Origin of the sequence: Sunxiuqinia indica (assembly GCF_009847015.1) — a bacterium.
Taxonomy (GTDB): domain Bacteria; phylum Bacteroidota; class Bacteroidia; order Bacteroidales; family Prolixibacteraceae; genus Sunxiuqinia; species Sunxiuqinia indica.
This window is the reverse complement of sequence record NZ_WVEM01000009.1, coordinates 163,399-185,901: the sequence shown is the minus strand read 5'-3', so window position 1 is coordinate 185,901 and position 22,503 is coordinate 163,399. Positions and strand designations below refer to the sequence as shown.

The following is a 22,503-nucleotide window of genomic DNA, read 5'->3' as shown; positions in this document are numbered from 1 at the left end:
ATTGTGAAAGCTAAATTTGACATATCACGAAAATTTATGATTCGCCTATTGCTCTTTATTGTAGTAATTGGTGGTGCGTATATTTTTGATCGTTGTCATGATCAGCTCCCTGAACAGCATGTCGATCAACAGCAAGATGCGTCTGAGCATCATGTGAACATGTCTCACATGTTCGTTTACAACTCGGTCAGTAGCTATAAAATTCGTTCGGGAAGTAACCGCTTAGTTTCAAAAATATTATTCACCATCAGTAAGGATAAGTTTTTGGCTGCTTTTCACAATCACAAGACTTTTCATGTTTTAAAGGCCGAATCGTTGAAAGAACGCTCGCCGCAAAACCTGATGGTTCATTTTCGGAAATTCATGATTTGTCATCATTCCAGCTCCGACGATAACCCTTATATAGCCTAGGTTCCGTTAGTCGAGTCTCTTTCGATTAACTATTCTAATTTCAGTTGGCCGTTTCCCGGCTCCGTTTCCGAATTCATTTTAAAGATTAAATAGACACATACAATCTAAATTTTAGACAAATGCAAAACAAAGGATTAATCAGAACTTTTGCCATTTTATTGGCTTTGGTTTGTGTTTACCAGCTCACTTTTACTTTTAAAGCTCGGCAGGTAGAACGTAATGCTGAGGAGTTCGCACAGGGCGACCCGGTAAAAGAACGTAATTATCTGGATTCAATTTCAGGTGAAGAGGTTTACAACCTATTAGGGTTAAAAAGTTATACCTATAAGGATGTAAAAGCGCTGGAGATGAACCTGGGGCTTGACCTTAAAGGTGGAATGAACGTAACGCTTGAGGTTTCTGTTGTTGACTTAATCAAGTCTCTATCAAACTACAGCACCGATACAACATTTAACGCGGCTATTAGGCGTGCTCAACAGTTGCAGCGAGATAGTCAGGAAGATTTCGTAACATTATTTGGTCGCGCTTTCGACGAAACGGACCCAAATGCTCGTTTAGCGGCGATCTTCAACACGCTTGAGTTGAAAGATAAAGTGAAGTACAATTCAACCAATGCCGAAGTATTGGACGTAATTCGTCAGGAAACGAATGCTGCAATTGAAAATTCATTCAATATTATTCGTACGCGTATCGACCGCTTTGGTGTTGCACAGCCTAATGTACAGAAGTTACAAACAGCAGGCCGCATTTTGGTCGAACTTCCCGGAGTTGATAATCCGGAGCGTGTGCGTAAGTTGTTACAAGGAACTGCTAAACTCGAATTTTGGGAAACTTGGGAGAATAGCGAGGTTTTTCCATACTTACAGCAAGTGAATGTACAACTGAAAGATGTATTGGATCTGGAATCTTCAAAAGCTGAAGGAGATTCAGTGGAAGTTGCTGAAGATTCTGCTACAGCAACGGCTGACGGAGACGATGACTCGTTGTTGGGAGAACTTCAAACTGAAGAAGCTGATAGTACGGCCGCTATGGATAACATGGCTGATTTCAGAAAAAATTACCCCCTATTTGCGGTGCTTAATCCTAGTACAACTGCCGATGGACAATTGTTCCCCGGACCTGTTGTCGGTACTGCTCATGCCAAGGATACTTCTAAAGTAAATACCTACCTGAACATGCCTCAGGTAAAATCAATTCTTCCACGTAGCGTTCAATTTAAATGGACCTCAAAAGCCATAGATGAAGGTGGAAACTATTTCCGGTTGATTGCCATTAAAGTTACCAGTCGCGATGGACAAGCTCCATTGGATGGTGATGTTATTGTTGATGCTCGTCAAGATTACGAACAGTTTGGTAGCCGTCCCGAGGTTTCTATGACAATGAACTCTGAAGGAGCTAAGGCCTGGGCTCGTTTGACAAAAGAAAATATTGGAAAATCAATCGCTATTGTACTCGACGGTTATGTCCGTTCATTTCCTACCGTAAATGGTGAAATTACCGGAGGACGTTCTAGTATTTCAGGATTGGAGACTGTTGAGGAAGCAAAGGATTTAGCAAACATCCTTAAGTCAGGGAAAATGCCTGCTCCGGCTCGAATTCTGCAAGAAGAGATTGTCGGACCTTCTTTAGGTCAGGAAGCCATTAGCAGCGGTATGTGGTCGTTTGTAATCGCTTTCATTTTGGTATTGGCTTATATGTTGTTCTTTTATAGCAAGAATGCCGGTTTAACAGCCAACATGGCTTTGTTAGCCAACTTGTTCTTTGTTATCGGAGTGCTTGCTTCGATTGGTGCAGTATTAACACTGCCGGGTATTGCTGGTATTGTGCTGACAATTGGTATGTCGGTTGATGCGAACGTGCTGATTTATGAGCGGATACAGGAAGAACGTAAAGCCGGGAAAGGATTGAAACTAGCCATCACCGATGGTTACAGGAATGCTTATTCAGCGATTATCGATGGTCAGGTAACGACCTTGTTGACCGGTATCGTTCTTTATATGTTTGGGTCAGGTCCTATTAAAGGTTTCGCGACTACTTTGATCATTGGTATTTTCACTTCCTTGTTCTCAGCTATTTTCCTAACCCGTTTGATTTTTGAACGTCAATTGGGTAAAGATGCGAAGATTACATTTTCATCAAAAATGACTGATAACTGGTTGAGAAATACGCATATCAAATTCCTGGAGAAGCGTAAGATTGCATATGTAATTTCGGGAACTTTAATTGTTCTCTCAATTATGTCTTTCGCTGTTCGTGGTTTTAACTACGGAATCGACTTCAAAGGAGGACGTACTTACGTGGTTCGGTTTGATGACGATGTGAAAGTTGAAAAAGTAGGTGAAGCATTGGCTGCCGTTTATGGTGAAGCTCCTGAAGTAAAGACTTTTGGAGGAAGCAACCAAGTGAAAATTACTACAGAGTATAAAATTGATGAGTTGACTGAAGATGTTGACAATGAAGTTGAACAATTGATGGTTAAAGGATTGGCTGATGCCGGTTATATTGCAGGCGAAGACATGGATACCTTTATTAAAGATCATCGGATGAGTTCACAAAAAGTTGGGCCAACCATCTCCGATGATATCAAAAAGGATGCATTGATTGCAGTCGTGTTTTCACTCATCATCATTTTCCTTTATATTTTAATTCGTTTCCGAAACTGGCAGTATGGATTGGGAGCGATAGCAGCCTTGGCGCATGACTCCATAATTGTATTGGGAATTTTCTCTTTGTTTTATGGATTCCTGCCATTTTCATTAGAGATTGATCAGGCTTTTATTGCGGCGATTTTGACCGTATTAGGATACTCAATTAACGATACCGTGGTTGTATTCGACCGTATTCGTGAGTATCTGGGATTACACCCGAAACGCGATCGTGATGAAAATGTGGATAGCGCGTTGAACTCAACCTTACGTCGTACATTCAGTACCTCGTTGAGTACATTCGTCGTATTGTTGGCTATCTTCCTGTTTGGAGGAACTTCAATTCAAGGATTTACATTTGCCTTGTTGGTAGGTGTGGTTGTTGGTACTTACTCTTCCTTGTTTATCGCGACACCCGTCGCGTTCGATACTCAAAAGAGAGTTGCCAAAGTGGTTGCTAAAAGAAAATAGCATAAAACTAAATACTTGCTGGAAGCCCCGACCTGATTGGTCGGGGCTTTTTTTTTATATTGAACAGTTATTTGATTACAGATGTACTAAAGTTGTTTGTATATTTGTTGAAATTTTTTTTTAAAATGAACCTGAACATACTATTCATAAGTGGTGGCGAAATTGTGTTGGTAATGCTTTTAGCATTGCTGTTTTTCGGGTCAAAGGCTATTCCTGATATTGCAAGAACCATGGGTAAGGGGATGCGCGAATTTAAAAAGGCGACCAACGAAATAAAGCGCGAGTTTGAAGATAATACCGGCGATTTTAAGCGAGATATTAATGAAATAAAGTCGACGGTGAGAAATGAAACCCGAAAAATAAGTCAAGATATCGATCAGGTCTCGTCAAAAGTGAAATCAGAAACCAACAAGCTATCCAAAGAAGTGGAACAGGTTTCAAACGAGGTCGAGGAAAAAACATCCGAAATTTCACAGGAAGTGAGCGAGCTTTCACCGGATCCAAAATCAAAGACCAATAAACCTTCAGCGGATAAATCAACCGATTTTAAGGAATAACCCTTTAAATAAAGGCTATGCCAATTATATTGTACAGTTTGGCAATGTTGCTGTGTTTCATTTTGCTGGCACGCATTGTCGACAAGTTTTTTGTTGCTTCACTTGATCGTATTTCCAATGATCTGAAATTATCATCGGATGCCGCTGGTGCAACATTAATGGCAGTGGGGTCAAGCGCCCCTGAGCTTTTTGTGGCATTGTTCTCGGTATTAAAGCCCGGCGATCATGAAGCTATTGGCATTGGTAGTATCGTTGGAAGTGCGTTATTTAATTTGCTGGCCATTGGAGGAATGGTTGCTTTGGTGAAAAAAACGAAACTGACATGGCAGCCTGTGTTGCGCGATATCTTGTTTTATTTTGTCGCAGTAGGTTTATTGCTTTGGGGTGTTTTTGATGGCGATTTTAGTATGTGGAATGCCGTTGCCTTTCTGGGGCTTTATGTTGTTTATGTGTGGGCGGTGGTTAAATGGCGAAAAATATTCCCTTATGAAGATATGGAATTTACACCGGAAGAAAAGCCTGCCGATTGTAACGAAAATACGAAGGCCAATATCGTAGATAAAGCGTTGTGGCTGGTTTTTCCCAAAGCGGAAAGGTACTACCTTGTTTTTTTTGTATCCATTCTGTTAATAGCAGGATTGAGCTGGGTGCTGGTTGAAACTGCAATACAGATCTCTGTCATCTTAAATATACCTGAGGCTATTATTGCATTGACGGTATTGGCTATTGGAACTTCGGTGCCTGATATGATTTCATCCTTAATTGTGGCGAGACAGGGCCGTGGCGATATGGCTATTAGCAATGCTATCGGCTCCAATATCTTCGATATTCTGGTTGGACTTGGGTTGCCCTTCATGATTGCGATGCTGATTTATGGAGGAACAATTGAGGCCAAAGGGCAGAATTTGTTGGCTTCGTCTGTCATTTTATTTGCTTCGCTCGTGGCGTTTGCGGTATTACTTATTTTCAATCGTTGGAAAATTAATTGGGTAACCGGCGCTATTCTACTTGGATTATATATCTTTTATGTAGCTCGCGAAATCGTCTTACTTTAATTATATTTAGGCTCATTAAAAATTAAGAAGCTTGATTAAAGTTCAAAATATTACAAAATCGTTCGGAAAACTTCAGGTACTGAAAGGTATCGATCTGCATATTCCTCAAGGAAAATTATATAGCATTGTCGGCCCTAGCGGTGCGGGAAAGACTACTTTGCTTCAGATTATGGGAACGCTGAGTAAACCTGATTCAGGGCACTTGGAAATTCACGATCAATTCGTTTTTAAACTGGGCGAAAAGCGATTAGCCGCTTTCCGCAACCGGGAGATTGGGTTTGTGTTTCAGTTCCATTATTTGTTGCCTGAATTTACGGCGCTGGAAAATGTTTGTATCCCGGCATTTATTGGCAAGAAATCGAAAAAGGAAGCCGAAAAGAAAGCCTCAGATTTACTTCAGTTTTTGGGTCTGGAAGAACGAATGACTCATAAACCAGCCGAATTGTCGGGTGGCGAACGTCAGCGAGTTGCTGTTGCACGAGCATTAATTAATGATCCGGCTGTTATTTTTGCCGACGAACCATCAGGCAATCTCGACACGAAAAACCGAGAGGACTTGCATGACCTGTTTTTTAAATTGCGCGATGAGTTTAATCAAACCCTGGTGATTGTAACGCACGATGAAAATTTCGCTCGCCAGTCTGATCAAATAGTTCGAATGCGCGATGGGTGGATTGAAAGCTAAAAACATGCATTTTCAGGAACTAAAAGAATTACTCGATCGAAAAGCTGCTCAATACAACCAACCCGCTTTTATTGAAACCGACCCGATTCAGATTCCCCGGCAGTTTGCACAAAAAGAGAATATTGAGATAGCTGGTTTTTTAGCAGCCACTATTGCATGGGGGCAGCGACCAACCATTATTAAAAATGCCTTTCGGCTGATGAAAATGATGGATGATAAACCGCTCGATTTTTTATTAAGTACAGATGAGACGGAGTGGGTTCATTTCGTTGCTTTTAAGCATCGCACATTTAATGGTGTCGATTGCCTGTTTTTTCTTCGGTCATTGAAAAATATCTATCTGCATCACGGAGGGTTGGAGGCTGTCTTTACACACGGTTATCAGCTCGATCATTCCATTGCTTCAGCTCTGCGGTATTTTCGACAAATATTTTTTGAAGTGGAGCACGAAAACCGCTCGCAGAAGCATGTTTCGAATATCGACAAAGGAGCTTCAGCAAAACGCCTGAATATGTACTTGCGATGGATGGTCAGAAAGGATGATCGTGGTGTAGATTTTGGGTTATGGACCGACATACCGATGAGTGATCTGCTTCTGCCACTTGATGTTCATACCGGCCGACAGGCGCGCCAGCTCGGCTTGCTTAACCGAAAGCAGGACGATTGGAAAGCTGTCATCGAACTCACCGAGAAATTACGCTGCTTGGATGCTGATGATCCCGTAAAATACGACTTTGCCCTGTTTGGCATGGGAGCATTTCAGTAGTTTTGTTCTTCTGTATCCCATGCGTGGTTCGTGTTCCCGGACTTGTACAAGTGTTAGTAGATTGTTATTTCTATTGTTTGTATTGAACTTTTTGCCGTTTTGATTGATATCTAGTTATAGAAATAAAAACCAGAGCGGGAAAGAATTCATGTATGACGTGTAATTATTAACGCAAACGTTTAAATTTGCAAAACAAATTCGTGATACTCCGAAAGGGATATTCGCTATTGATCGAGCACAAAATATACGACAATGATTGAAAAAATGTTAGTTACACCATTTCAGAAGTTTGTTAAAATTGAAAGTTTTAGTGGAATTCTTCTTTTTGGGGCAACCATACTTGCTTTAATTTGGGCTAATTCGCCGTTGGATTATTTGTATCAGAACCTTTGGGATTACAAACTCGGATTTCAAACGGAGCACATCTCGTTGAATAAACCGCTAATACTTTGGGTGAACGATGGTTTGATGACAATCTTCTTCTTTCTCATCGGATTGGAAATCAAGCGCGAACTAGTTATCGGTGAACTAAATTCCATGAAAAAAGCAGCCTTCCCGTTTTTTGCTGCAATTGGAGGAATGCTTATTCCGGTTGGGCTCTTTGTTCTTTTAAATAATAATCCGGAAACGCTGGATGGATGGGGTATTCCGATGGCTACGGATATTGCATTTTCGTTGGCGATCCTAAACGTACTCGGGAAGCGTGTTCCTCTTAGTCTGAAGGTTTTTTTAACCGCATTTGCGATTGTTGATGACTTGGGAGCAGTTTTGGTTATTGCCCTTTTTTACAGTGGCGGAATTAAGTGGATGTTATTGGCGTATGCCATGGGGATATTGGCGTTTTTGTTTACACTCTCTTATTGGCGAATTTACTCGAAGTACATATTTGCAATTGCCGGACTGGTTGTTTGGTTTTTATTTTTGAAAGCTGGTATTCATCCAACAATCGCCGGAGTATTGATGGCACTCACGATTCCTATCCGTCAACGGATTGGGGTCAGTACTTATACCCGAAAAGTAAGTGGTATTTTGGAAGACATTAAGCTTTCTCCCGGCAAAAAGGAACCTATCCTTTCTCATCGACAAATTGAACAACTTGATGATTTGGAAGAGTGGACTGGTTTGGTGCAATCACCTTTGCAACACCTAGAACACCGTTTGCACAATTGGGTGGCTTATCTGGTGATGCCTGTTTTCGCACTTGCTAATGCTGGTATTGCCTTAGGTGCCGATATGAGTTTAGATTTATCATTAGTTTTTAATATCTCAGTTGGCTTGATTGTTGGTAAGGGAATCGGTGTGAGTCTGTTTTCTCTGGGAGCTGTTAAATTAAAAATTGCAGCATTCCCCACAGGTGTGAACTACAAAAATATTATTGGTGTAGCCTTGCTGGCCGGAGTCGGTTTTACCATGTCAATCTTTATCTCGAATTTGGCATTTGCCGGTTCAGGTTATTCTGATTCTGCTAAAGTTGGAATTTTGGCTGGCTCGTTGATCGCGGGAATCCTGGGCTATACAGTTTTGTACTTTGTAAGTAAAAAGCAAAATAACTAATAAAAGCAAAACGAGGGAAATATAAACGTCCCCTCGTTTTATAATAAAGTTTGATAAAAAAGTGAAGCAGTCTAATTTATAGCTAATGCAGGAGAAAATAGCTTGGCGATATTCTCCCATTTAATGAGCTTAAAATTTTGTGGTTTTTTGGTCTCCCCATCATAATTGTATCCATCTTGAACCACAACCAATCCATGTTGAAATTGATCGTTAACTGGCTGACTGTAAATTTCGATTCCGTCGGTTTCTTCTGCTCCATCAACAGTGCCATCGGTAATTCGGAAGCTGCCTAGATACTCGTGTGGTGCTTGTCGGTTATAAACGGCATACGAATAGTTTCCCTGGCTGGAAGCCAGCAAATAGCCTTTGCCATCAGGCAGGTAATAAATGGCTAGCCCTTCTATGTCGTAACTGATATTTTCGTTGTCTGTTTCAGTGCTTTTCGCAAGTTGCACAATTTGGGTTTCTTCATTGGGCTCAGCATTAATCTTCCAAATTCCGTTTTCTTCTTCCCCAATAAAAAGATGTTGGTTTTCATCATCGGCAACCATGCCTTCTACTTGTGTGTCAAGTTGAAATTGACGAACCAGCTTGGCATCAATCAGACCATTGTTTTCGAGTAATTCCCATTGTTCAACTTCGCCACTTTTGCTATTTACAAAGGCATAAAATTTCCCCGATACGGGACTTTTGTACATGCAAAAGCCGTAAACTTCGTCAGTCATTGCTGAGACTATTGTGCGAGTGCTCACATCGTTCAAAGACCCATCGTTATTGATCTTGTAAATTGAAATGCTTTGGTTCGTTCGATTGCTTGCTGACACCAGGTCAATTGTGTCCTTCCCTAATACGAAGTTGTATCGAATATCGACATTGTTCATGTTGCCATCGGCATAATAAAAAAGCTTTTTTCCTTGAAAGTTGTAAACGGCCAATCCACCTTTTTTATCGGTTCCGATAATTCGGCTTTGTTCGGGATTTTTGGAGTTAAACCAAATAGCGGGGTCGTCGGCTGCGTCTTTTTCAACACCTTGATCCATCGGTTGGGTTTCTATGCTTGCAGTTGTGGTCAGCTTTATTTTTTTTGCTGCTCGTTTCGATCCTTCGCTAATCCGGTTACAGGCTGCGTATGTTACAAACGAAAGTAGTATAAAAGAAATGTAAAGGTCTCTTTTCTTCATTATTTGTAAATTGAGAGGTAAACTTTAGTGACAGTCACTCCTGATCATATTTCAATCAGGAGCGACTGCAATCTTATTATTAGAAATTGAATTTTAATCCCAGATTCACTTTTGTGTCATAATATTCAGATTGCATGGTGTACTGCTCTTCGCCTTGATAGTAACGAAGTGGAGTGTTTAGCAAGTTGTTTAACTCTGCAAAAAACTGAAATTGTTTATTAATCGCATAGCTGGCATTCATGTCAAGATACGTTACTTTATCGTAGTAACGGTCGTAGAATGCTATTTCTCCAGGCTCATCGATAAATGCGTCGGCGTAATTTAATGAGGCACGCACCGTGATTTTTTTGCCTTCGTAATATAAGGAAGCATTCACGATGTTTTCGGGGGTGCCTGCAAGCTGCAGTTCATCATTTTCACGGCCTTTCAACGTAATGTTTTTCATTTTTGAATGTGTGTAGGTGTAGTTGGTATAAAACCCAAACTGTTTCCAGAATCCGGGGAGGAAGTCGAACTGACGCTGAAAGGCAAATTCAAACCCGTACAGGTCGGCATCGCCGGCGTTAACTGGTTGTTTGAATTTTTCGTAAACAGTTCCTTTAAAGTTGTAGTCGCGTAGTTCCTGATCAACAGTTACGTTTTTCAGATCTTTGTAGAATACGCCTCCCGAAATAACTCCAACGGTGTTGAAATAGTGTTCAAACATGATGTCCAGGTTCATCGACTCGGTTGCTTCCAGTGCCGGGTTACCAATGTTGGCTTCCATATCTTCCAGGTTTATTTCTACGTGTGGTACCAGATCGTAGTATTTCGGACGGGAGATGGTATTGGTCCAGGCTGCTTTTAGTTTGCTGTTTTTACTAAATGAATATTTAGCAATTAAGCTTGGCAAAAAGTTCGTGTAGTAATCTTTGTCAACATCGGTTTTGTTTAGCGATGCATCGCCATTGGCATCAACCCGAAATTCGTAACCCGAATATTCCAGTTGTGTATTTTCCATGCGCAGTCCGGCAACCAATTTCAGGTCTCTGCCCAATTGCTGATCAAAACGCACGTAGTTGGCAACCACATTTTCTTTGGCATCAAAGTTTCCTGCTAATTCTTCTAACACTGTTTCGCCATTAAATTTTCCGGAGTTCTCAAGGTCTAGCCCGGCCAGATAATCGTTGCTTACAAAGTTTCCAGCGATATAGTCTCCGGCCAGAAAATCACTTTTGGTTTTTATGACCAGATTGTTCAACGAATTGGAATCAAAAATGTTTTCGTCGGTTGGCTCGTATTCTTTGAATTTATTGTCGCGGTTTTTCTTCTTCGATTTGTATGCGAAACCAGTTTTTATTGTGCTTTCGAATTTGCCACGACTGATCGGGATTTCAACATTCATTTTGAAGTTTTTGTCGACATCTTCGGTGTATTGAAATTGCTCGTTTAGTTCTTTCAACCCGTAATTGCTGTTTAGCAATTCTTTGTCGGCGTCGGTAACCGAAAACTGAGGCTTTTTAGTGTTGCTCAAATCGACGCTTAGTGGTGTTTTCTTTGCTCGGTAAGAAATATAGCGTTCGTGTGGACGGTCTTCGTTGGCTTTGGCATAACTGGCTTTCCAGTCAAGCTTTATCGCACCAAAAAAGTGTTTCCCTCCTAATGAGAAATTCATGGCTTTTTGGTCTTCTAAGCGGGCTTCTTTTTCATCGTGGCTACCGCCTTTTGTTTGGCGGCGTACTTCGGCAATCCAGCTGCCATCATCTTCTTGCTCAATGTCTTTATAGCGCAGGCGGAAGCGGTTCTCCCAGTCTTTACGATGGTTGTATAAGCCTTTTAGCTCCAATTTATGGTTTTCATTCATAGCGTAATCAAACGATGCTGAATAGCTTTGGCGTTCGCGTTGCACTTGATAGGTACGGATTTGAAAATCGGCGGTGTATATCTTGTTGGCGTCATCTTTTTCCCACTCAGCCTCAATGTTATCAGAGCCTAGTTGGTTGTTTTGGTACGACGCTGAAAGAATCATTCCGAGTTTGTTGTTCAAATAGCGATCTCCGTACATTAACCCTCCAATAATGGTCGGTTTATCTAAAAAGAAATTGTAGTTTGTTCCGAGAGTTCCGGAAATTCTTCGTTTATAAGGTGAGTTTTTAGTGACCAGATTAACCGATCCTCCAATCGCATCGGCGTCCATATCAGGGGTCACTACTTTATTTACTTCAATGGTTTGAATCATATCAGCAGGAACCAGGTCGAGTTGGATTGAACGGCTTTCAGCTTCGGCAGAAGGAATCCGGTCCCCATTGATCGTGATAGAATTGAGTTCTGGAGAAGTACCGCGGATTTGTCCAAATCGGGCTTCACCCTGATCGTATTGCACGTTAATTCCGGGGATTCGTTTAATGGCATCACCAATATTTGCGTCGGGAAAACGTCCTACTTGATCCGATGAAATGATATTGCCGATATTGATGTTGTTTTTTTGCTGGTTTAACGCTTTTGATTGACCTTGCAACGACCCGTTAATGATCACTTCATTGAGGTCGATCCCGGCTTTAAGATGAATATCTACTGTGCTGGTTTCTCCGATTTCAACCTGAACTTTTTGTGTTTCGTCTTTGAAACCGATATATGAAATGGCCAATTCGTATTCGCCGGCTTCCAGCTTTACAATTCTGTAAAAACCGTCCACGTCTGATACTGTTCCGTCGTGAATACTTTTAATTAATACGGTAGCTCCGGGGAGTGGAAGATTGTTTTCGTCAAGGATTCGTCCAGCAATAATTCCATTGCCTTGTGAGTCCTGGTCAGGATCTTGTTCTGCAAATGCTGCTTGACTTAAAAATAAAATACTTAAGAGTACTTGAAATGTAAATCTAATTTTCATATAAATGGATTTTGGTTTCGATCATTAAATCTTTCATAGCACGACTTTTGTCTTGCCTGTTAGAAAAAATCTGCCCAAAAGTAGCTTGACCCAATAGGAACGAGGTTAGTAGATTATTAACGTAGTGATAAGTTGATGTTTTGAATAAATCGGTAAGTGATAGTGGTTGAGTGTGTTGTTTGATGCGACTTGTTCTCTTTAATGTTAAGAGCCTGGAATAAGGTATTAGTAGAACATTAAATTTTGGAGGTAGTGGATTGATTTTTAGTTGTGTATCTTGGCTTGTTGTGTGGAGAGTGGCTGTAAATTATACTTTAACAAAATATTTCACAATAGTTAATGGGATTAAATTTGGATTGCAGAATCGTTAAGGAATAGATAAAGACACGCATAGGCGCATGAGTAATAGCTTTGGAAAGAGATTAGTTATAGCCTTTTCGTTTACGAATTGCTGCAAACCCTGAGATGATGAATCTAAAATCAGGCTCTGTGAAAACGAACTCTTGTTTTTTTCGCCACACCTTTTTGTATAATCGTCAGGTGATAATGAATATCAGGCTTCGGCCTTAAGAGTTTGGCCGATGACTGTGCCGAGTGAATCGTTTTCTATCGCTCGCAAGTTTGTTTCTACATGAGACTCAATGATGCTCTTTTTTTCGCTTCGATTCTCCTTTTGATTGAGTTTTCGGTGAGAAGCTGCATATACTACAATGCAAATCAATAATCCTAAAATGTAATAATCTCTCTTCTTCATGTCAATTTTAGTCTTTGTACTCACTTTATTTTTTAGCGCGTGCAAAGCTAGAAATTACAACTAGCTGCGACTGATAACTTCATGAAATGAAAGTATAAATCACTTTTATTAATAATTAGATAATATTCAGGATTGAAATTCTATTCTTTCTTTTACTTTCGCTTGTCAAAAATCAAGATTATCAATTTCAGTATGGGGCGAGGTCATTTTTTTTACTTTAAACAATTTGGGGTTCGTCAGGAGAAAGCTGCGATGAAAGTTGGGATTGACGGGGTTTTGCTTGGTTCCTGGGCTCGGTTCAATCAGGTAGACCGGATTTTGGATGTAGGAACCGGAACGGGCTTGCTAGCATTAATGGCTGCTCAAAAAACGAATGCGCTGATTGATGCAGTGGAGTTGGAATCTGACGCAGCGGAAGAAGCTCAATTTAATTTTCAAAACTCAAAGTGGAAAGAGAGGTTCAGGATAACAATCGGCGATTTCCGGAGTTTTCAAACCACGGAGAGATATGATCACATTATTTCGAATCCGCCGTTTTTCGAAAATTCGCCAAAATCACTTAATGTTAAACGCGCTCAAGCCCGGCATGCCGATTCGTTGAGCTTGCAGGAGTTGCTGACAAAAGCAAAAAGCCTACTTTCGGAAGATGGCCGGATAAGTCTGATTGTACCGGTTGATAAAGAAAAACGATTGAGAGAGTTAGCATCAGAACTGAGTTTGACAATCACCAGATTTGTGAAAGTTGCTCCTGATGAAACAAAAAAAAATCATCGCCTGCTGGTGGAGTTATCCACAAATGTCGGTAAGTTCGAGGAAGGAGAACTGTTTATTCGACAGTCTGTTGATAATGATTTTTCGTCCGCTTATCGAAAGCTGACAGAAGATTTTTATCGGAATTTTTAAATCAGCATTAAAAAAGTAGAAAACGTCTTGTCCATTTTATCGGCAAATTCTTTGATGGCATCATGATTAACGTTGCTCACACTTTGATCTACCTTCGCAATCTTTTTCACGGCTAACCTTTCAAAAAATCCCATTTTGTCAAAATTGTACTCGCCGCCTAAAATAGCTTCCGATTTGGCATACTGGTGGAGTTTTTCAGGAAAGGCTTTGTTTAGTTGCTCCTGAGCTTGTTCGCCCTTCATCATACAGCAAATAAATAGGCCAACTTCTTTTAGCCCAAGCTTCTCGGTGTTATTTTCACTAAATTCCCGCACCCTTCGTTGAATTTGTCCGGCATGGATGGAACCACCAATTATGACCCGGTCGTAGTCCTCGAAACACGGATTTCTATCTTCTTTCAAATTTTTAAGGGTAACATGCCCTGATAGCTCTTCGGAAAGTTCATGAACGACACGGTCGGTGCACCCGTGGTTTGACATATAAATAATCATTGTTTTCATAGCATGGAGATTTTCTATCGAAATTACGGCAATTGTCTAAAACAAACCGCTTTTTTATCGGTTAAATAAGGTTTATAATCGGTTAACAAAGATTAATTCGGATTCATAGGTCTTTTTATTGATTTTAATTATCTTTGCAGCCCAAAATTAGATACGATGTCGACAGAAGTTATGCAAGCAATAAGGATTGATGAAACCTTCTACAAGGTAAAAGAAATAAGAAGGTTAACAGATGAAACATTTTCGTTGAAATTGCCTGGAGGACGATTTAAGTTCAAAGCCGGGCAACATATTTCACTCGGTATTCAAGGCGATTATCAAAGTCGGGAATATTCGATTTACAGTGGCGAAAATGATGAGAATTTAGAGGTGTTGGTAAAAGAAGTGAAGGAAGGTTATTTTTCACCTAAATTGAGTCATCTGAAAAAAGGTGATTTGGTGGAAGTAAACGGACCTTTTGGGAAGTTTAAAATTGAAGAGAAGCATATTCCGGACAATAAATTTGTATTTATTGCCAGCGGAACCGGTATAGCGCCATTCCGCAGTATGGTGCGCACCTATCCTGAATTGGATTATCAACTGATTCATGGCGTGCGTTATGGCCACGAAGCTTACGATAAAGAGGAGTACGATCCGGAGCGTCATATTCTTTGTACAACGGGGGATAAGGAAGGTCAGGTTCATGGACGGCTAACCAAATACCTGAAACGCACAAGCTTTGAAAAAAATACTCATTTTTACTTGTGTGGAAACAGTAATATGATTTTTGATGCCCTTGAAATTCTGAAAAATAAAGGGTTTGATCGCGATCATATTCATTGCGAGGTGTATTTCTAAAAATACTGTCTATTTTTGTAGCCCGAATTAGATATTTGATTTAGGACCGTAAGTAGATTTTTTTCAATTTGAATGTCATAGAATGAAGTATCACTTAATTACATTGGGATGCCAGATGAACCTGTCAGATAGCGAGCGCGTGAGTGCGGTGCTTGAACAGATGGGTTACGAACGAACTGAAAAGGAGGAGGACGCAACGCTGCTGGGGATGTTGGCCTGTTCGGTTAGGCAAAAGCCAATTGACAAGGTATACAACAAAATTGCCCAGTGGAATAAGTGGAAAAATAAACGAAACGTGATCACGTTCATCTCAGGTTGCGTTTTGCCGGCTGACAAGGAGAAATTTCTGAAGCTTTTTGATTTGATTTTTCCGATGAGTGAGTTAAGTCAGCTGCCCGACATGATTCGAAATTATGGGGTTGTTAATGCTGCTTCGTTGCAAACTCCCAAACCGGTAATGCCCAAAAATGAACATATCGTTGATTTGTGGCATATCAAGCCGAAATATGAATCGACTTACGAAGCGTTTGTGCCCATTCAAAATGGTTGCGATAAGTTCTGTGCGTTTTGTGCAGTTCCGTACACCCGTGGCAGGGAGGTTTCCCGTCCATCCGAAGAAATAATAAAAGAGATTCAACACTTGGTTCAACAAGGTTATAAATCGATTACCTTGCTTGGGCAGAATGTAAATTCGTATGGCCTGGATAAAAATGGAGAAGAGATAACTTTTGCGGAACTGTTGAAGCAGATTGGTCAGTATGGTAAGCTTTCGGGCGAAGAATTTTGGGTGTATTTCACATCTCCTCATCCACAGGATATGACTCGCGATGTGATTGAAGTGATTGCCGAATACAAATGCCTGGCCAAGCAGATTCACCTTCCAATGCAGAGTGGTGATGAGAAAGTATTGATCAAGATGAACCGTCGGCATTCCATGGAAAAATACCGCCGAATTGTAAGCGATATTCGTGAGCTGATTCCGGAAGCGACTTTATTTACCGATATCATTGTCGGATTCACCGCTGAAGGCGAAGAAGAATTTCAAAACACGGTTGCAGCCATGAACGAATTCAAGTTTAATATGGCCTATATTGCTATGTACTCGCCACGTCCGGGAGCTGCAAGCTACCGTTGGCAGGATGAGGTTTCGCAAGACGTAAAGAAAGATCGTTATCATCGACTTTCAGAAACAATGAGAACTCATACCAGCGAATATAATCGTCAGTTGGTTGGTAAAACTTTTCGTTTGTTGGTCAATGGAAGCGACCGGAAAACCGGATTTAGCACAGGATTGACAGAAGGAAAATTGAATGTTCGCTTGGATCGGAAAGCGCCTGAGTTGAAAGGCCAAATTGTGGATGTGAAAATAACGTCAGCTGCTGACTTTTCGTTGAGTGGAGAGTTGGTACTTCAGGAAGAAAAAATTGAATCATGAGCACCACAAAAAAGCGAATCGCATTTAAAACATTAGGTTGTCGACTGAATCAATATGAAACGGATGCGTTGGTTTCCGATTTTGATCAGGCCGGATACGAGATTGTCGATTTTAAAGAGCAAGCCGATGTCGTGGTTGTAAATACGTGTACGGTCACTAATCAAAGCGACCAGAAATCACGACATACCATTAGTCAGGCGGCACGAAACAATGAGGGATCGATGGTTGTGGTAACCGGTTGTATGGCCAATAATTATAAGGAAAAACTGGAAGACCAGGAGAAAATTACTTACGTTGTTGACAACAAGCGTAAAGCAAGTATCCGGCAGTTGATCGATGCTCATTTTCAGGGCGAAATTCTACATCCTTCAAATTTGGAAGGTGATGTTTTTCAGTTTAATACGGTTGACAAGAGTTTGCATACCCGCAGCTCCATTAAAATTCAGGATGGCTGCGATAATTTTTGCACTTTTTGTATCATCCCAAAAGTTCGTGGACGAGCGGTCAGCCGCCCCTTGCCACAGATTATTGAAAATGTAAAAGACACATTAGCCAATGGATTTAAGGAGTTGGTGATTACTGGCGTAAATATTGGCAGATACGAATGGGAAGGTAAACGCTTTGAAGATGTACTAAAAGCTATTCTCGAAGTTCCCGGCGATTTCCGGGTTCGTATTTCTTCGCTGGAACCCGATGGTTTTGGTGAGCAGTTTTACGAATTGTTCGACCATCCGAAATTATCGCCACACTTGCATTTGTGTTTGCAAAGTGGTTCTGATAAAGTTTTGTTGCGCATGCGCCGAATGTACGATTTCGACCGTTTTGCATCAGTTATTGATGGTTTTCGTGCTAAATGGCCCGAGTTTAATTTTACAACCGACTTGATTGTTGGTTTCCCCGGAGAGACAGGAGAAGACTTCCGGGAAAGCCTGGATGCTTTGGAGCGATTGAATTTTAGCCATGTGCATACCTTTAAATATTCAGTTCGAAAAGGAACGCGTGCCGAACGGATGGAGGAGCAGATCCCCGAAGAAGTAAAAACAGCGCGGTCAGCCATCTTGCGTGAAAAATCGGAAGAACTTCGTAAAGTTTACCTGGAGCGTTTTATTGGGCGTGAGCAAACCGTTTTGGTTGAAAAAATTGATTCCCATGGTTTTGCTTCCGGTTATGGAGAGCACTATGTTCCTATCCGATTCAGGGGGGAGAATATTCAGCGAAACAGCTTTCATAAAGTACGAATCAAAAGTATACAAGGAAGTGATGATCAAATGGACTTGCTTGCAGAACTCATTTAGTCCGAATTGAAATTTTAACACGTTTTCATTGGTTAATTTGTTGAGTCAATTTAAACCTGCAACTTAATTTCTTCTCAAAAGCAAGTTCAATTTGAACGAAAGTAAAGGAAAAACTACGGTTCGAATTCGATCTTCAAAAAACAAAAAGTGGCGGTTTATGTGAACCAATAGCCTAGAATTTTGTCATAGTAAGAGATTTTCCTTTTTTAATTTGTTTAACGACAATATGGGTAAAGCTCAACAAGATAAAATAGATTCAAATTTGCAGGTTCATGAAGATAAACCTATTGGTTATCAGTTAGTAGTTGATGATTTCTACCGGAGGTTAAGTCAAGTTTGTAATCATGGGCCGGAAAAGGCAGTGCATAAACATCGTGAACGGGGAAAACTACTAGCCCGTGAGCGTATCGACATACTTGTTGATCCGGGAACCCCTTTTTTAGAACTTTCCACATTTGCCGCATACGATCAATACGATAATTCATTTCCATCGGCTGGCATTGTAACCGGCCTTGGAGTTGTAAAAGGTCGTGAGTGCATGATTGTCGCAAACGATGCGACGGTGAAAGGCGGAACATACATCAAGGAAACTATTCGAAAGCATGTTAGAGCTCAGGAAATTGCATTGAAAAACAAGCTTCCTTGCATTTACCTGGTTGATTCCGGTGGGATATTTCTTCCGCAGCAAGCCAACGTTTTCCCCGATCGATTTGATTTTGGCCGGGTATTTTTCAATCAGGCAAAACTATCGGCTGAAGGAATTCCTCAAATGGCGATTGTAATGGGATCCTGCACGGCAGGAGGTGCTTATGTGCCAGCCATGTGCGACGAAACCATCATTGTTAAAGGGCAGGGAACCATCTTTATTGGAGGACCACCTTTGGTAAAGGCCGCGACGGGTGAAGAGGTTTCAGCCGAAGAATTGGGCGGTGGAGATGTTCATACATCAATTTCGGGAGTAGCCGACCATTTGGCTGAAGATGATGCAAATGCCATTAAAATTTGCCGGTCGATTGTAGACAAGTTACCCATGGCCTCCAAGCAGGATATTGAAATAAAGAAGGCGCTTGCTCCCGGATTTCCAGCGGAAAATATTTATAGTTATTTGGCGACTGATTTGAAAAAGCCAATTCCAGTGCACAAAATCATTGACCACCTGGTTGATGACAGCGACTTTCAGGAATTTAAAGGTAGTTATGGAAAAACACTGATTACTGGTTTCGCCCGTTTAAAAGGTATGCCAATCGGGATTGTTGGCAACCAGAGTTTTTTGACAGCTGAAGCCGCACGAAAAGGTGCTCACTTTATTCAACTTTGCAATCAACGTCAGATTCCATTGTTATTCTTGCAGAATATTACCGGCTTTATTGTCGGCAAAAAATACGAACACGAAGGCATTGCTCGCGATGGTGCTAAATTAATCAATGCTGTTGCCAATTCTGTAGTACCCAAAATTACCCTTGTTATTGGTGGGTCTTTTGGAGCTGGCAATTACGCTATGGCTGGCCGCGCCTACGATCCCGATTTCCTTTTCATGTGGCCCCATTCGCGAATTGCTGTGATGGGGGGCGAGCAGGCTTCGGGTGTGCTACAAACCATCGGGAAAAATGGAAGCGAGGATAGCTTAGTTGAACAGTTTGAACATGAAAGCACTGCTTATTACAGTTCATCACGATTGTGGGACGATGGGATTATCGATCCGGCTGAAACTCGTGATATCCTGGCACTTGCTTTTACGGTTACGCTTAATCAGCCCAAACGAAATCCCCATTATGGTGTTTTCAGAATGTAAAAAAGGGAAATAATGGAAAACAGAAAATGCATTAAAATAGAAGTTGACGGTCATCGGGCTAATTTAATATTGAATCGCCCGGAGGTTCATAATGCCCTGAATCCAGAGATGATTGAAGAGATGCATGGCGCTTTGACTGAGTTGGCTTTGCAAGATGACATTCTCTTTTTGGTTATCTCAGGCGAAGGAAAATCGTTTTGTGCCGGAGCCGACATCAGTTGGTTTGCCAGTGCGGTTGATAAGGCAAAGTCGGATAATTGGGAGGAATATTTAAGGATGGCAGAGCTGTTGAAACAGCTTTATCAGTTTCCTAAAATTACGATTGCTGCTGTACATCGAAATGTGTTGGGTGGAGCAAACGGACTGGTTGCTGCTTGCGACTTTGCCGTGTCTGAACGTTCAACGGCTTTTGCTTTTGGCGAAATTAAGTTAGGTATCATTCCGGCAACTATCACTCCTTTCATCGCCAAGCGTGTTTCTATTCAAAATATGAAAAAGCTGATGTTCTCGGGTGATCGGTTTTGGGCTCCCGAGGCTCATCTGATTGGTCTGGTTGATTTTTTGGCGGACGATGGGAAGTTGGAACAAGTGGTTAAGGAATTAATTAGTGGGCTGAAATCATCATCTCCCAATGCCTTGAAGGCTTGTAAAAAATTGTTATTGAAAGTTGATTCGAATGAATATGGCATAGACAGCAGTGAACATACCGCTGCAATTTTAGCCGATCTTATTCAGTCGGACGAAGGGCAGGAGGGGTTGAGAGCATTTCTGGAAAAAAGAAAGCCGGATTGGCAAAATTTAAACGTGATTGAAAATTCATGAGGCGATTCCACAAAATATTAATTGCTAATCGGGCTGAAATCGCTGTTCGGGTTATTCGGACTGCGAAAGAGCTTGGGATCAAAACCGTGGCGGTTTACGCTGCCGATGATGCCGACTCATTGCATGTTTCAGAAGCCGATGAAGCATTTTTATTGCCTGGAAGTCAGTTAAGCGAAACGTACCTGAATCAAGATAAGCTCCTTCAGATTGCTCGCGAAACCGGTGCAGAAGCAATTCATCCGGGCTATGGTTTTTTATCAGAAAATGCATCGTTTGCTGAGCGAGTTGAAAAAGCGGGCTTGTCGTTCGTTGGTGCTACTCCTTATCAAATTCGCCTGATGGGTGAAAAAACACAAGCGATAGAATTTGTCAAGAAACTTGAGGTTTCGGTGATTCCCGGTTTGCAAGGAACTGTCGATGAAATTCTCACCCAACGCAATAAACTTGAATTTCCGGTATTGGTGAAAGCTTCAGGTGGAGGTGGAGGAAAAGGGATGGAAGTTGTACACAAACCGGAACAATTGGCTTTGGTTTTGGAGCAGGCGCAGCGTCAGGCACAGCAGTATTTTGGAAACGATGAACTCTTTGTTGAGAAATATTTACCACAGGCACGCCACATCGAAGTGCAGTTATTGGGAGATAGTAAAGGAAAAGCCATTCATCTGTTGGAGCGCGAATGTAGTATTCAACGGCGCTACCAAAAACTAATTGAAGAGGCTCCGGCCACTTCAATCTCCTCAGAAACAAGACAGAAGTTATTTGAGGCTGCTCTAAAAATTGCTCAGGCAATCAACTACCGTGGTGCAGGAACCATCGAGTTTTTGGTCGATGATCAGGGAGGTTTCTATTTTCTGGAAATGAATACCCGGATACAGGTGGAGCATCCGGTTACGGAGTCAATCACTGGAGTTGATTTGGTGGAATGGCAATTAAGAATCGCTGCAGGTGAAGAACTGACTTTTGAGCAATCAGATATTTCAGCCAATGGGCATGCCATTGAATTGCGTGTTTGTGCAGAAGATCCATCGAATAATTTTAGACCAATTTCGGGTACTTTGGGCGGATTATGTATTCCGGAAGATGTTCGCTGGGATAGCTTTTTGCAAGCAGGCAATCACTTGTCACCCAACTACGACTCGCTTTTGGGAAAACTGATTATTCATGCTAATTCACGTCAATTGACCATTGAAAAAGCTAGTAGGGCGTTGGACCAACTGTATTTAGGAGGAATTATGACGAATCAGGAGTTTTTAAACCAAATTTTGCGGTCTTCTGATTTTAAAGAAAATAAAATTCATACGCGATGGGCTGAAAACAATTTGTCCGCGCTTGATAACAGTAGTGTAGGAGATGACAGCCAGTTGCCAGCTGTTGAATTGCTTGCAGCATTTTTGCTGTACCATTTTTATCGGCCAGAAACTGGTGTGGATGTTTGGAGAAGAACGGGCTATTGGCGACTTTTGCAGCTTTTTAACATCAAAATTAACGGAGAGAATTACCGGGTTAAGGTCGTTAAAAAAGCAAATGAGCTGCGAATAATTTGGAATGAAACGGCTTATAAATTAAATCATTATCAAATTATTGGCCCGAAAATTTGTTTTAGAATAAATGATAAAGATATTGCTATCTTTATTTCCGAAGAGGAAGGGTGTACGTTGGTTCATTATAGAAATAGGAAATATCGATTGCAAAGTAATCAGGTATTGAATCAGGTACAATTGAATAAATCAGGAGCTTTGTCCTCCGAAGTGAAGATAGATAAGGTCGTGGCTGACTTGTTTGGTAAAGTAATTGACATATTTGTGAAGCCGGGAGATCAGTTGCATAAAGGGCAGAATATGCTCGTTATTGAGTCGATGAAATCAGAGTTCACCATACAAAGTCCGTCCGATGCTGTGGTTAAAAATATACATGTTGCCAAAGGTAATCTGGTGCAAGATAGAGAGTTATTGGTTGATTTAGAATCTTAAG

18 protein-coding genes are annotated in these 22,503 nt (G+C 41.2%); 14 read left to right on the top strand and 4 right to left on the bottom strand.

From position 1 onward, the window contains the following. The first annotated feature begins 36 nt into the window (after window positions 1-36). The 7 genes from GR929_RS14635 to nhaA all read left to right on the top strand — a co-directional run bounded on the left by GR929_RS14635 (window position 37) and on the right by nhaA (window position 8,144). Window positions 37-411, top strand: a complete 375-nt coding sequence (locus GR929_RS14635; protein WP_159521045.1) for a hypothetical protein — start codon at window positions 37-39, stop codon at window positions 409-411. 119 nt (window positions 412-530) lie between these two features. After that, window positions 531-3,527 (top strand): protein translocase subunit SecDF, encoded by a 2,997-nt coding sequence (secDF, locus tag GR929_RS14630; RefSeq protein WP_159521043.1) that lies wholly within the window; start codon window positions 531-533, stop codon window positions 3,525-3,527. Window positions 3,528-3,652: 125 nt separating this feature from the next. After that, entirely contained in the window at window positions 3,653-4,084 is a 432-nt protein-coding gene (locus GR929_RS14625) for a Sec-independent protein translocase subunit TatA/TatB (RefSeq protein ID WP_201301025.1), read from the top strand. A 17-nt stretch (window positions 4,085-4,101) separates the two neighbouring features. Beyond that, complete coding sequence (locus GR929_RS14620; protein ID WP_159521041.1) at window positions 4,102-5,139, top strand: calcium/sodium antiporter; 1,038 nt, start codon at window positions 4,102-4,104, stop codon at window positions 5,137-5,139. 31 nt (window positions 5,140-5,170) lie between these two features. Further along, entirely contained in the window at window positions 5,171-5,824 is a 654-nt protein-coding gene (locus GR929_RS14615) for an ABC transporter ATP-binding protein (RefSeq protein WP_159521039.1), read from the top strand. Continuing rightward, a complete protein-coding gene (locus tag GR929_RS14610) occupies window positions 5,805-6,590 on the top strand; it encodes a TIGR02757 family protein (protein WP_235934356.1) in 786 nt (261 codons plus the stop codon). Before GR929_RS14615 ends, GR929_RS14610 begins: the two co-directional genes overlap by 20 nt. Window positions 6,591-6,842: 252 nt before the next feature. Next, entirely contained in the window at window positions 6,843-8,144 is a 1,302-nt protein-coding gene (nhaA, locus tag GR929_RS14605) for a Na+/H+ antiporter NhaA (RefSeq protein WP_159521037.1), read from the top strand. 71 nt (window positions 8,145-8,215) lie between these two features. Here the strand turns inward: nhaA and GR929_RS14600 are convergent, their stop codons facing one another. From GR929_RS14600 to GR929_RS14590, 3 genes are all read right to left on the bottom strand, one after another. Beyond that, window positions 8,216-9,325, bottom strand: coding sequence for a phytase (locus GR929_RS14600; RefSeq protein ID WP_159521035.1), 1,110 nt, complete (start codon window positions 9,323-9,325; stop codon window positions 8,216-8,218). A gap of 79 nt (window positions 9,326-9,404) precedes the next feature. Further along, window positions 9,405-12,194: a TonB-dependent receptor gene (locus GR929_RS14595; RefSeq protein WP_159521033.1), complete on the bottom strand. Its 2,790-nt coding sequence runs from the start codon at window positions 12,192-12,194 to the stop codon at window positions 9,405-9,407. 553 nt (window positions 12,195-12,747) lie between these two features. After that, window positions 12,748-12,948, bottom strand: coding sequence for a hypothetical protein (locus tag GR929_RS14590; RefSeq protein WP_159521031.1), 201 nt, complete (start codon window positions 12,946-12,948; stop codon window positions 12,748-12,750). 192 nt (window positions 12,949-13,140) lie between these two features. Between GR929_RS14590 and GR929_RS14585 the strand changes: the two genes are divergently transcribed. Continuing rightward, window positions 13,141-13,851 carry a tRNA1(Val) (adenine(37)-N6)-methyltransferase gene (locus tag GR929_RS14585; protein ID WP_159521029.1) on the top strand — a complete coding sequence of 237 codons (711 nt, stop codon included), beginning with the start codon at window positions 13,141-13,143 and terminating at the stop codon, window positions 13,849-13,851. Here GR929_RS14585 and GR929_RS14580 read toward each other — a convergent pair. Continuing rightward, window positions 13,848-14,351, bottom strand: coding sequence for a flavodoxin domain-containing protein (locus GR929_RS14580; RefSeq protein WP_159521027.1), 504 nt, complete (start codon window positions 14,349-14,351; stop codon window positions 13,848-13,850). The genes GR929_RS14585 and GR929_RS14580 overlap by 4 nt on opposite strands. 156 nt (window positions 14,352-14,507) lie before the next feature. On the opposite strand from GR929_RS14580, the gene GR929_RS14575 reads away from it, so the two are divergent. The 6 genes from GR929_RS14575 to GR929_RS14550 all read left to right on the top strand — a co-directional run bounded on the left by GR929_RS14575 (window position 14,508) and on the right by GR929_RS14550 (window position 22,502). Next, window positions 14,508-15,188, top strand: coding sequence for a ferredoxin--NADP reductase (locus tag GR929_RS14575; RefSeq protein ID WP_159521025.1), 681 nt, complete (start codon window positions 14,508-14,510; stop codon window positions 15,186-15,188). 82 nt (window positions 15,189-15,270) lie between these two features. Further along, window positions 15,271-16,623, top strand: a complete 1,353-nt coding sequence (miaB, locus tag GR929_RS14570) for a tRNA (N6-isopentenyl adenosine(37)-C2)-methylthiotransferase MiaB (RefSeq protein ID WP_159521023.1) — start codon at window positions 15,271-15,273, stop codon at window positions 16,621-16,623. After that, window positions 16,620-17,918: a tRNA (N(6)-L-threonylcarbamoyladenosine(37)-C(2))-methylthiotransferase MtaB gene (mtaB, locus tag GR929_RS14565; RefSeq protein ID WP_159521021.1), complete on the top strand. Its 1,299-nt coding sequence runs from the start codon at window positions 16,620-16,622 to the stop codon at window positions 17,916-17,918. The genes miaB and mtaB overlap by 4 nt, the downstream gene beginning before the upstream one ends. Before the next feature lie 226 nt (window positions 17,919-18,144). Beyond that, entirely contained in the window at window positions 18,145-19,710 is a 1,566-nt protein-coding gene (locus GR929_RS14560) for a carboxyl transferase domain-containing protein (protein ID WP_159521019.1), read from the top strand. 12 nt (window positions 19,711-19,722) lie between these two features. Beyond that, on the top strand, window positions 19,723-20,532 hold the full coding sequence (locus tag GR929_RS14555) for an enoyl-CoA hydratase-related protein (RefSeq protein WP_159521017.1): 810 nt from the start codon (window positions 19,723-19,725) through the stop codon (window positions 20,530-20,532). Continuing rightward, window positions 20,529-22,502 (top strand): acetyl/propionyl/methylcrotonyl-CoA carboxylase subunit alpha, encoded by a 1,974-nt coding sequence (locus GR929_RS14550; RefSeq protein WP_159521015.1) that lies wholly within the window; start codon window positions 20,529-20,531, stop codon window positions 22,500-22,502. Before GR929_RS14555 ends, GR929_RS14550 begins: the two co-directional genes overlap by 4 nt. Window position 22,503: the final 1 nt, after the last annotated feature.

What these genes read in the sequence shown, in the direction of transcription:
- GR929_RS14590 (WP_159521031.1), bottom strand. Translation starts at nt 12,948, where the DNA reads ATGAAGAAGAGAGATTATTACATTTTAGGATTATTGATTTGCATTGTA.
- miaB (WP_159521023.1), top strand. Translation starts at nt 15,271, where the DNA reads ATGAAGTATCACTTAATTACATTGGGATGCCAGATGAACCTGTCAGAT.
- GR929_RS14550 (WP_159521015.1), top strand. Translation starts at nt 20,529, where the DNA reads ATGAGGCGATTCCACAAAATATTAATTGCTAATCGGGCTGAAATCGCT.
- GR929_RS14575 (WP_159521025.1), top strand. Translation starts at nt 14,508, where the DNA reads ATGTCGACAGAAGTTATGCAAGCAATAAGGATTGATGAAACCTTCTAC.
- secDF (WP_159521043.1), top strand. Translation starts at nt 531, where the DNA reads ATGCAAAACAAAGGATTAATCAGAACTTTTGCCATTTTATTGGCTTTG.
- mtaB (WP_159521021.1), top strand. Translation starts at nt 16,620, where the DNA reads ATGAGCACCACAAAAAAGCGAATCGCATTTAAAACATTAGGTTGTCGA.
- GR929_RS14610 (WP_235934356.1), top strand. Translation starts at nt 5,805, where the DNA reads ATGGGTGGATTGAAAGCTAAAAACATGCATTTTCAGGAACTAAAAGAA.
- GR929_RS14625 (WP_201301025.1), top strand. Translation starts at nt 3,653, where the DNA reads ATGAACCTGAACATACTATTCATAAGTGGTGGCGAAATTGTGTTGGTA.
- GR929_RS14600 (WP_159521035.1), bottom strand. Translation starts at nt 9,325, where the DNA reads ATGAAGAAAAGAGACCTTTACATTTCTTTTATACTACTTTCGTTTGTA.
- GR929_RS14560 (WP_159521019.1), top strand. Translation starts at nt 18,145, where the DNA reads ATGGGTAAAGCTCAACAAGATAAAATAGATTCAAATTTGCAGGTTCAT.
- GR929_RS14635 (WP_159521045.1), top strand. Translation starts at nt 37, where the DNA reads ATGATTCGCCTATTGCTCTTTATTGTAGTAATTGGTGGTGCGTATATT.
- GR929_RS14580 (WP_159521027.1), bottom strand. Translation starts at nt 14,351, where the DNA reads ATGAAAACAATGATTATTTATATGTCAAACCACGGGTGCACCGACCGT.
- GR929_RS14585 (WP_159521029.1), top strand. Translation starts at nt 13,141, where the DNA reads ATGGGGCGAGGTCATTTTTTTTACTTTAAACAATTTGGGGTTCGTCAG.
- GR929_RS14620 (WP_159521041.1), top strand. Translation starts at nt 4,102, where the DNA reads ATGCCAATTATATTGTACAGTTTGGCAATGTTGCTGTGTTTCATTTTG.
- GR929_RS14555 (WP_159521017.1), top strand. Translation starts at nt 19,723, where the DNA reads ATGGAAAACAGAAAATGCATTAAAATAGAAGTTGACGGTCATCGGGCT.
- nhaA (WP_159521037.1), top strand. Translation starts at nt 6,843, where the DNA reads ATGATTGAAAAAATGTTAGTTACACCATTTCAGAAGTTTGTTAAAATT.
- GR929_RS14595 (WP_159521033.1), bottom strand. Translation starts at nt 12,194, where the DNA reads ATGAAAATTAGATTTACATTTCAAGTACTCTTAAGTATTTTATTTTTA.